Annotated in this window: 8 protein-coding genes; 7 read left to right on the top strand and 1 reads right to left on the bottom strand. The window is 64.2% G+C overall.

From position 1 onward, the window contains the following. Positions 1 to 444 precede the first annotated feature (444 nt). The gene (locus MOV74_RS25450) at positions 445 to 1,353 is read left to right on the top strand and encodes a DUF2189 domain-containing protein (protein ID WP_246928968.1); all 909 of its coding nucleotides are present in this window, start codon (positions 445 to 447) and stop codon (positions 1,351 to 1,353) included. Between the two features lie 130 nt (positions 1,354 to 1,483). Further along, a complete protein-coding gene (locus MOV74_RS25455) occupies positions 1,484 to 2,308 on the top strand; it encodes a lytic murein transglycosylase (RefSeq protein WP_246928976.1) in 825 nt (274 codons plus the stop codon). 57 nt (positions 2,309 to 2,365) lie between these two features. On the opposite strand, the gene MOV74_RS25460 is transcribed toward MOV74_RS25455, so the two are convergent. Next, on the bottom strand, positions 2,366 to 2,677 hold the full coding sequence (locus tag MOV74_RS25460) for a hypothetical protein (protein ID WP_404979169.1): 312 nt from the start codon (positions 2,675 to 2,677) through the stop codon (positions 2,366 to 2,368). Positions 2,678 to 3,325: 648 nt separating this feature from the next. Between MOV74_RS25460 and MOV74_RS25465 the strand changes: the two genes are divergently transcribed. The 5 genes from MOV74_RS25465 to MOV74_RS25485 form a co-directional block, all read left to right on the top strand. Further along, positions 3,326 to 3,478 carry a DUF1127 domain-containing protein gene (locus MOV74_RS25465; RefSeq protein WP_007590701.1) on the top strand — a complete coding sequence of 51 codons (153 nt, stop codon included), beginning with the start codon at positions 3,326 to 3,328 and terminating at the stop codon, positions 3,476 to 3,478. 126 nt (positions 3,479 to 3,604) lie between these two features. Beyond that, positions 3,605 to 5,032, top strand: coding sequence for a methylenetetrahydrofolate--tRNA-(uracil(54)-C(5))-methyltransferase (FADH(2)-oxidizing) TrmFO (gene trmFO, locus MOV74_RS25470; protein WP_246928978.1), 1,428 nt, complete (start codon positions 3,605 to 3,607; stop codon positions 5,030 to 5,032). Between the two features lie 7 nt (positions 5,033 to 5,039). Further along, the gene (locus tag MOV74_RS25475) at positions 5,040 to 6,134 is read left to right on the top strand and encodes a serine/threonine protein kinase (protein ID WP_246928980.1); all 1,095 of its coding nucleotides are present in this window, start codon (positions 5,040 to 5,042) and stop codon (positions 6,132 to 6,134) included. A gap of 93 nt (positions 6,135 to 6,227) precedes the next feature. Beyond that, on the top strand, positions 6,228 to 6,782 hold the full coding sequence (locus tag MOV74_RS25480) for a CAP domain-containing protein (protein ID WP_246928987.1): 555 nt from the start codon (positions 6,228 to 6,230) through the stop codon (positions 6,780 to 6,782). Between the two features lie 89 nt (positions 6,783 to 6,871). Then, the coding region (locus MOV74_RS25485; protein ID WP_246928990.1) for an aminotransferase class V-fold PLP-dependent enzyme at positions 6,872 to 7,863 on the top strand (992 nt) is incomplete at its 3' end.

The raw sequence follows: 7,863 nt of genomic DNA on the forward strand, positions 1-7,863 counted from the left end.
GCCGATGCTCCAGGCGCCGCTCCAGCGGGCGAAGCTGCGCCACCAGCGGGCGCGGCGGAAGCCGGCTGGCTACCGAAGATCGCGCCCATAATTTTCCCGAAAATGCTCATATCTGCTCCCCGAAAAGGATCCGTTGGAAGGGCCTTGAGTGGCACTTATAGACCAAGTTACTGCGATGCGCCCGCGAAGTTCTGCGAACCAACGAGCAGCATCAGCTTATCTGCGGCGAAATGACGACCGAATGACATCGTCGAGGTTGCGCTGCGGCATCGAAATTCACCCAAGCGTGAGGGACAGGACTCGGAAATGAGCGTACGCTTCGCGTTCGGCTCGCGATGCCTTCCGGAATTCGCGTCTGGTCGGAATCGCGAAACTCAAAAATGGCGGCCGCTCGCGCCGTTTGCCGGCGCTGGATTCGGCCGCTCGGCAAGGGAGCTAGCGACCATGGCCACACTCTACCAGGGCAATGTCCCCACAATGGGCCAGAGCGCGGATGCGGCTGGACCCGTCATTCGAACCATCCAGCTGTCCGATCTGCACGATGCGCTCCGGCGCGGCTGGGAGGATTTCAAGGCCGTTCCGAGCCACGCCATCATTCTCTGCGTCATCTACCCGGTGCTCGGCCTCGTGCTCGCCCGCGTGGTGATGGGCTATTCGGTGCTGCCATTGTTGTTTCCCCTTGCCGCCGGCTTCGCACTGATCGGCCCCTTCGCAGCGCTCGGTCTCTACGAGCTCTCCAGCCGGCGCGAGCGCTATGAAGAAGCCAGCGCCTGGGATGCCATGGAGGTGCTTCGCTCGCCGTCGTTCGGGGCGATGCTCGGCCTCGGCACATTGCTGCTCGCTCTATTCGTGACCTGGGTTGCAACCGCGCAGGCGATCTATGTCGCGGCGTTCGGCTATGAGGGCGTGACCGGGATCTCGGACTTCATGACGCGCGTGCTGACGACGCAGCAGGGCTGGTGGCTGATCGTGGTCGGCTGCGGCGCCGGCTTCCTGTTCGCGTTCGCTGCGCTCTGCATTAGCGTCGTGTCGTTCCCCTTGATGCTGGACCGCCATGCGGGCGCGTTCGAGGCGATGAGCACCTCACTGCGCGTTGTCGCGAGGAACCCGGTGCCGATGGCGGCCTGGGGCCTGATCGTGGCGGTGCTGCTTGCGCTCGGCACGATCCCGGCCTTCCTCGGCCTTGCCGTGGTGATCCCCCTGCTCGGCCATGCCACCTGGCATCTCTACCGCAAGGTGATCGTCTCGGAGCCCGGTGCACGTCCGGTGCCGCCCCCGCCGCATCGTCCGCGCAAGCCGGCTGCCGACTTCCCGGCGAACCTCTTCCCGTGGCGTAACCGGACGGACGTCTGACGATATCGTGACATGCGATCCTGCCCCGGCTCGGGCAGGATCGCGCCCTGTCACACGCCTTGCTTTGGCCGCGGTTCGGACCGAGATTGCCCCCTCCGATCAGATCGCTTCACGGAATTCATTTACTCGAATGACCTCGACGATTTCTCGTCTCGCCCTCGCAGCCTTCGCCCTCTCCGCGTCAATCCTGTCTGCCCAGCCAGCGTCCGCCGCGGTTGCCTGCGGTTCAAGCAATTTCGATGCATGGCTTGCGGACTTCAAGACCGACGCTGCCGCCAAGGGCATCTCACAACAGGCGATTGCATCGGGGCTCGCCGGCGTGACGCTGGATCAAAGCGTGCTCAACCGCGACCGCTCGCAAAAGGTCTTCGCCCAGACCTTCGAGGAATTTTCCGGCCGCATGGTGCCGCCGCGCTTGGAGCGCGGCTCCAACAGGATGAAGCAATACGGCTCGGTGCTGTCGCGCATCGAGCAGACCTACGGCGTTCCCGGCGAAGTGCTGGTCGCGATCTGGGGTCTCGAGACCGATTTCGGCGTCAACACCGGCAAGTTCGCCACCATCCGCTCGCTCGCAACGCTGGCCCATGATTGCCGGCGCGCCGAGCAGTTTCGCGCCGAGCTGATGGATGCGCTGCGCATCGTCCAGCGCGGCGATCTCGCACCAGCCGAGATGAAGGGCGCCTGGGCCGGCGAGCTCGGCCAGACCCAGTTCATGCCGTCATCCTGGATGAAATACGCCGTCGATTTCGACGGCAACGGCAAGCGCGATCTCCTGCACAACGCGCCCGACGTGCTCGCCTCCACCGCAAATTATCTCGCCGGCTATGGCTGGCAGAAGGGCAAGGATTGGCAGCCGGGCAGTCCGAATTTCGAGGTGCTCAAGCAGTGGAACAAGAGCGAGGTCTATTCCAAGACCATCGCCTATTTCGCCACGCAGCTGGCGCGCGCTCCTTAGTGACCCATCAACAACGCGTAGGGCCGATCGTCCGGCGATCGGCCCTCTCTGGTGCGTTTACTTGCCCATGGTGGCGTGCATCGCCTTGTTCAGATGCGCGCCGCACGCACCCATTTTGCCGTTGAGCAGCGAATCCTGCGCCGCAGCGATCTCCTTCTGGGCGACGAGCTTGCCGTCACCGTCGGGCATGGCCTCGATCGCAGTTTCCGTCTTCTCCAGATTGGCCGAGCTGCAGCCGCCCATGGCGGCGTGCTTGGCGGCCTGGGCCGGCGCAACCGCGAGCGCGACGGCGGCAATGGCGATAACCCCGAGTAACTTCGTCATGATGTTACTTTCCTTCTCTTGTTCTTGGGACAGACCCAGCGACATTGCCGGATTCTGCGACGACACCTTCCTCCGGGCGCGGCAACTTGCCGCAATAAATTCCTCGCGAGAATTGCGTGATGTTGCGCGCCGCGCAGAGCGTCATGCAGGAATTCTGTTTTTCATTACATCCTTGTCATCAAACCACACGCTCGGCGTGCGGACGCCGCACCAAGGAGTGCGAATGCGGCCTAGACAACCTTGGAGGAGCCATTGCGCCGCTGCACGCGGCGAGATCTGATTTGGCGAAGCCGCTTGGCCACCCGCGCGGCTTCGCTGCACCCACACAAAGAACTGAATATAAATTCATTAAAATAGCCTATTGCATCATGCGATTCGCGCATGCCGAACTTGGGTATAGAAGCTAAATGGCTCGCTTGCCGGCGACGGATGCGTCACTTATTTCCATAACGATCAAAATCAAATATCTGTCACTAACTCCGTGATTTCACGGAAGTTTAGCTCCGGATTCAGCTCGCGCATCGCAGGGCTGGGGCGGGACCGCGAAGAGGTTAAGTCTTCTTTACTCCCGCTATGCGCTATCCGCTTAGCTGCATCGCAACATCGGAACTTTCGCACTGCACCACTCTCCACTATATTCATTTCAACGATGAGGCCCGGGCAAGGGCTGAATCGAACTACAGGAGACTACCAATGCTGCTCTCGCTCATCCGCATGATCCAGGCATTCCGGGACTATCAGCGCAATGTTGCCGAGCTGTCCCAGCTCAGCGATCGCGAACTGGCCGATATCGGCCTCGATCGCTCGGACATCCCGCGCGTTGCCGCCGGTCAGTATCAGGGCTGATATCGTTCAGCCCTCCACCGGACGAACCGATAGCGCCCGCCTCGTGCGGGCGTTGTCGCATCTGGTGGCAGAAAACTCGATCTCGACGATTCCACTGACCGCCGAAAAGCGCTACCTGTCCGCCCCATGACAGGATCCCTATCCAACATTGTGCACGTGATCGGCGCAGGCCTTGCCGGCTCGGAGGCAGCTTGGCAGGTCGCGAAAGCCGGCGTCCCCGTGGTGCTGCACGAGATGCGGCCCACCCGCATGACCGAGGCGCACCGTACCGACGGGCTCGCCGAGCTCGTCTGCTCCAATTCATTTCGCTCGGACGATGCCGCCAACAACGCCGTCGGCCTCCTGCACGCGGAGATGCGCCGGCTCGATTCGCTGGTCATGCGCGCGGCTGATGCCAACCAGGTGCCGGCCGGCGGCGCCCTTGCGGTCGACCGCGATGGCTTCTCCGCAGCCGTTACCAAGGCGCTGAACGACCATCCCCTGATCGAGATCGCCCGCGGCGAGATCGCAGGCCTGCCTCCGGCCGACTGGAACAATGTCATCGTTGCCACCGGCCCCCTCACCTCCGCCCCGCTGGCCGATGCCATCCGAGAGCTGACCGACGAGAACGCCCTCGCCTTCTTCGACGCGATCGCACCGATCGTGCACCGCGAATCCATCGACATGTCGGTGGCCTGGTTCCAGTCACGCTACGACAAGGTCGGCCCCGGCGGCACCGGCGCCGACTACATCAACTGCCCGATGACCAAGGAACAGTATGATGGCTTCGTCGCCGCGCTGATGTCAGGTGAGAAGACTGAGTTCAAGGAGTGGGAGACCAACACGCCCTATTTCGACGGCTGCCTGCCGATCGAGGTGATGGCGGAGCGTGGCCCCGAGACGCTGCGCCACGGCCCCATGAAGCCGGTCGGCCTTACCAATCCGCACGATCCCGCCACGAAGGCCTACGCCATCGTGCAGCTGCGTCAGGACAACAAGCTCGGCACGCTCTACAACATCGTCGGCTTCCAGACGAAACTGAAATACGGCGAGCAGCAGCGCATCTTCCGCACCATTCCCGGTCTGGAGAAGGCTGAGTTCGCCCGCCTCGGCGGCCTGCATCGCAACACCTTCCTCAATTCGCCAAAGCTGCTCGACAGTCAGTTGCGCCTGCGCGCGCAGCCACGGCTGCGCTTTGCCGGGCAAATGACGGGCTGCGAGGGCTATGTGGAGTCTGCTAGCATCGGTCTGATCGCCGGTCTCTATGCGGCAGCCGACGCGCGCGGCGAAACCCTGGCGAGCCCACCGGCCACGACCGCGCTGGGATCCCTGCTCGGCCACATCACCGGCGGGCATATCGAGACCATCGAGCCCGGGACACGATCGTTCCAGCCGATGAACATCAATTTCGGCCTATTCCCGCCGCTTGCGACCGTGCCGACGAAGAAGCCCGACGGCACGCGCCTGCGCGGCAACGAGAAGACGGTGGCCAAGAAGCAGGCGATGAGCGCCCTGGCACTCGCCGATCTCGATCGCTGGATCGCCGATCATTTGCGCATGGCCGCAGCCGCGTGAGTTTGCAATGAGCCTCCCCAAAGACGACGCCGCGACGCTCTCGGCGCGCTGGACCGAGGGCGTGCTGCTCAAGCGCGACGTATTCTCGACCGTCGAGCGCGGGCGCTTCCGCGGCGAGAGCGGCGAGGTCGACGCGGTGCTGCGCCGGCTGGACGAAGTGCCGTGGTGGTCATTCCTGCTGGCGCGCCATCTGTTCGCACGCGAGAAGCATGCGCTGGTGCTCGCCAAAGGCCTCAACGTCGGACCCGAGTTGCTCTGGGCCGGCCGCCGCGCGCTGGTGCGCGGCTTCGTCGACGGCGCCGCGTTGCATCTGGCAAAGCCGCATGGCGACCTCGCCTATTTCCGTTCGGCCAAGGTGGCCCTGCGCCGGCTGCGCCGCGCCGGCATCTGCCACAATGATCTTGCCAAGGAACAGAACTGGCTGGTCGGCCGCGACGGCCGCGCCTATGTGACCGACTTCCAGCTGGCGGCGTGCTTTGCGCGGCGCGGTCGGCTCTATCGCATCCTCGCCTATGAAGACCTCCGGCATCTGCTCAAGCACAAGCGCTCCTACGCGCCGGAGGCACTGACGCCGCGCGAGCGCAAGATCCTCGCGAAGAAGTCGTTCGCGGCAAGCCTGTGGCTCGCCACCGGCAAGAAGGTCTATCGCGCCATCACCCGCGGCCTGTTCAACTTCACCGACCGCGAGGGCGGCGGCCGCAGGCTGGTCAATGATGCGCCGGTGCTGACCGAGCTGATCCGCAAGAACCCGGCCGTTCGCGACACCGCTATCGTCGCTTTTGCCGACCGCCGCTCCGGCGTCGGGCTCTATGCCTTCGTCGAGGCGGATCAAGCCACGCTCGAAGGCCAGTTGCGTAACGAGCTTACGGCCGCGAGGGGGCCCAAGCCGCCGGAACACATCCAGGTCGTGCACGCGCTGCCGCGCGATAACAGCGGCAAGCCGCGGACCGAAATCCTGCAACTGGTCGCCATGAACCAGCTCGACCTGATCGAGCCCATGATGAAGAACGACCAGGATCGCGCCTTCCTCAAGGACATCCTGGAACAACGAAAAAACCTGCGCGACCGCTTCAACTTCGAAGCGGACCTGCCGACGAGCTGACAGGCTGCCGCGCCTTGAAGCGTCCACATTGGCGATAGAGAAGCGGTCGGGCAATTTGGGCTCGGTGGGGTTATGGGCACTCGGTGGACGATGATGCGTCGTGGCGTCGGCGGAATGATCGCCGGCCTGCTGCTGCTGGCGGGCGCGCCCGCGAGGGCGGATTCTCCGTCCGAGTTGATCTCCAGCTTCCGCCTCAAACACGGTGAAGTCCGCGTCGTCCGCGATTCCACCCTCGACCGCATCGCCATGGACCAGGCCCGCGCGATGGCCGCCAAGGACGATCTCAGCCACGACGCGCTCGGCCCGTTTAACCGCCGTGTTGCGCCGGCCGGCGCCGGCCGCGCCGCCGAAAACATCGCCTACGGCTACGATAATTTCGAGAAGACCCTGGGACAGTGGATCGACTCCTCCGGGCACCGCAAGAACCTGTTGCTGCACAACGCCTCCCGTGTCGGCATCGCCAGCGCCAAGAACCCCAGCGGCAAGCGCACCTACTGGGCCATGGTGATCGCGGGCGATTACGAGCCGAAGGGCAAAGGCAAGAAGAAGGACAAGGAGCCGCTCGTTGCCGTGAAACGCGAGGCCGCGCCCGCAAGCAAGCCGAAGTCCAGCAACTGTCACATCAAGCTGCTCAGCCTCTGCATCTGAGATCTGGCAAGCCCTTGGGCCTGACGTCTTGCTCAGACCGCTCGACGCATCTAATTCGTGCATCCGGATTGCGAGAAGTGGAGGCATAAGTGATCGACATCGGTGAAATACGAGCCGACACGCCGGCGACCAGCCGGCTTGCCTATCTCCACAACGCCGGTGCGGCACTCATGCCGACCCCTGTCGTCGCGGCGCTGAAGCGGCATATCGATCTTGAAAGCGAGATCGGCGGCTATGCCGCCGCCGACCGGGAAACCGACCGGCTCGAAGCAGTCTACGGCTCTGTGGCGCGCCTGCTGAATGCTGCGCCCGACGAGATCGCGCTCGTGGAGAATGCGACGGTTGCCTGGCAGATGGCTTTCTATTCGCTTGCGTTTCGCCAGGGCGATCGCATCCTGACCGCCGAGGCGGAATATGCCGCCAATTACGTGGCGTTCCTTCAGGTCGCCAAACGTACCGGCGCGGTCATCGACGTGGTGCCAAGCGATGCCAGCGGCGAGCTCGACGTCCACGCGCTCGAACGCATGATCGATGAGCGCGTGAAGCTCATCGCTATCACCTGGGTTCCGACCAATGGCGGGCTGGTCAATCCTGCGGCGGCGATCGGCAAGGTCGCGCGGGCGCACGGCATTGCCTACCTGCTGGACGCCTGCCAGGCGGTCGGCCAGATGGCGGTCGACGTCGAGGCGATCGGTTGCGACATGCTGTCGGCGACCGGGCGAAAATTCCTGCGCGGCCCGCGCGGCACCGGCTTTCTCTACGTCCGCCGGGCGATGCTGCAGCGGCTCGAGCCGCCGATGATCGATCACTTCGCCGCGCCCTGGGTGTCGCGCGACGAGTATCGGCTGCGCGACGATGGCCGCCGCTTCGAGACCTGGGAGAACAACTACGCAGCCCGGCTTGGGCTGGGGGCGGCTGTCGACTACGCCCTCGAGATCGGCATCGCTCCGATCCAACAACGCTGCCGCATGCTTGCCGGCCGCCTTCGCAGCGGCCTCGCGGCCCTTCCCGGCATCACCATTCGCGACCTCGGACGCGCGCCGGGGGCCATCGTCAGCTTCACGGTGGACGGACACGAGGC

The sequence above is a fragment of the Bradyrhizobium sp. SHOUNA76 genome (assembly GCF_023006445.1).
In the GTDB taxonomy this organism is placed as follows: Bacteria; Pseudomonadota; Alphaproteobacteria; order Rhizobiales; family Xanthobacteraceae; genus Bradyrhizobium.

What these genes read in the sequence shown, in the direction of transcription:
- MOV74_RS25460 (WP_404979169.1), bottom strand. Translation starts at nt 2,677, where the DNA reads ATGTCGCTGGGTCTGTCCCAAGAACAAGAGAAGGAAAGTAACATCATG.
- MOV74_RS25450 (WP_246928968.1), top strand. Translation starts at nt 445, where the DNA reads ATGGCCACACTCTACCAGGGCAATGTCCCCACAATGGGCCAGAGCGCG.
- MOV74_RS25455 (WP_246928976.1), top strand. Translation starts at nt 1,484, where the DNA reads ATGACCTCGACGATTTCTCGTCTCGCCCTCGCAGCCTTCGCCCTCTCC.
- MOV74_RS25465 (WP_007590701.1), top strand. Translation starts at nt 3,326, where the DNA reads ATGCTGCTCTCGCTCATCCGCATGATCCAGGCATTCCGGGACTATCAG.
- MOV74_RS25480 (WP_246928987.1), top strand. Translation starts at nt 6,228, where the DNA reads ATGCGTCGTGGCGTCGGCGGAATGATCGCCGGCCTGCTGCTGCTGGCG.
- trmFO (WP_246928978.1), top strand. Translation starts at nt 3,605, where the DNA reads ATGACAGGATCCCTATCCAACATTGTGCACGTGATCGGCGCAGGCCTT.
- MOV74_RS25475 (WP_246928980.1), top strand. Translation starts at nt 5,040, where the DNA reads ATGAGCCTCCCCAAAGACGACGCCGCGACGCTCTCGGCGCGCTGGACC.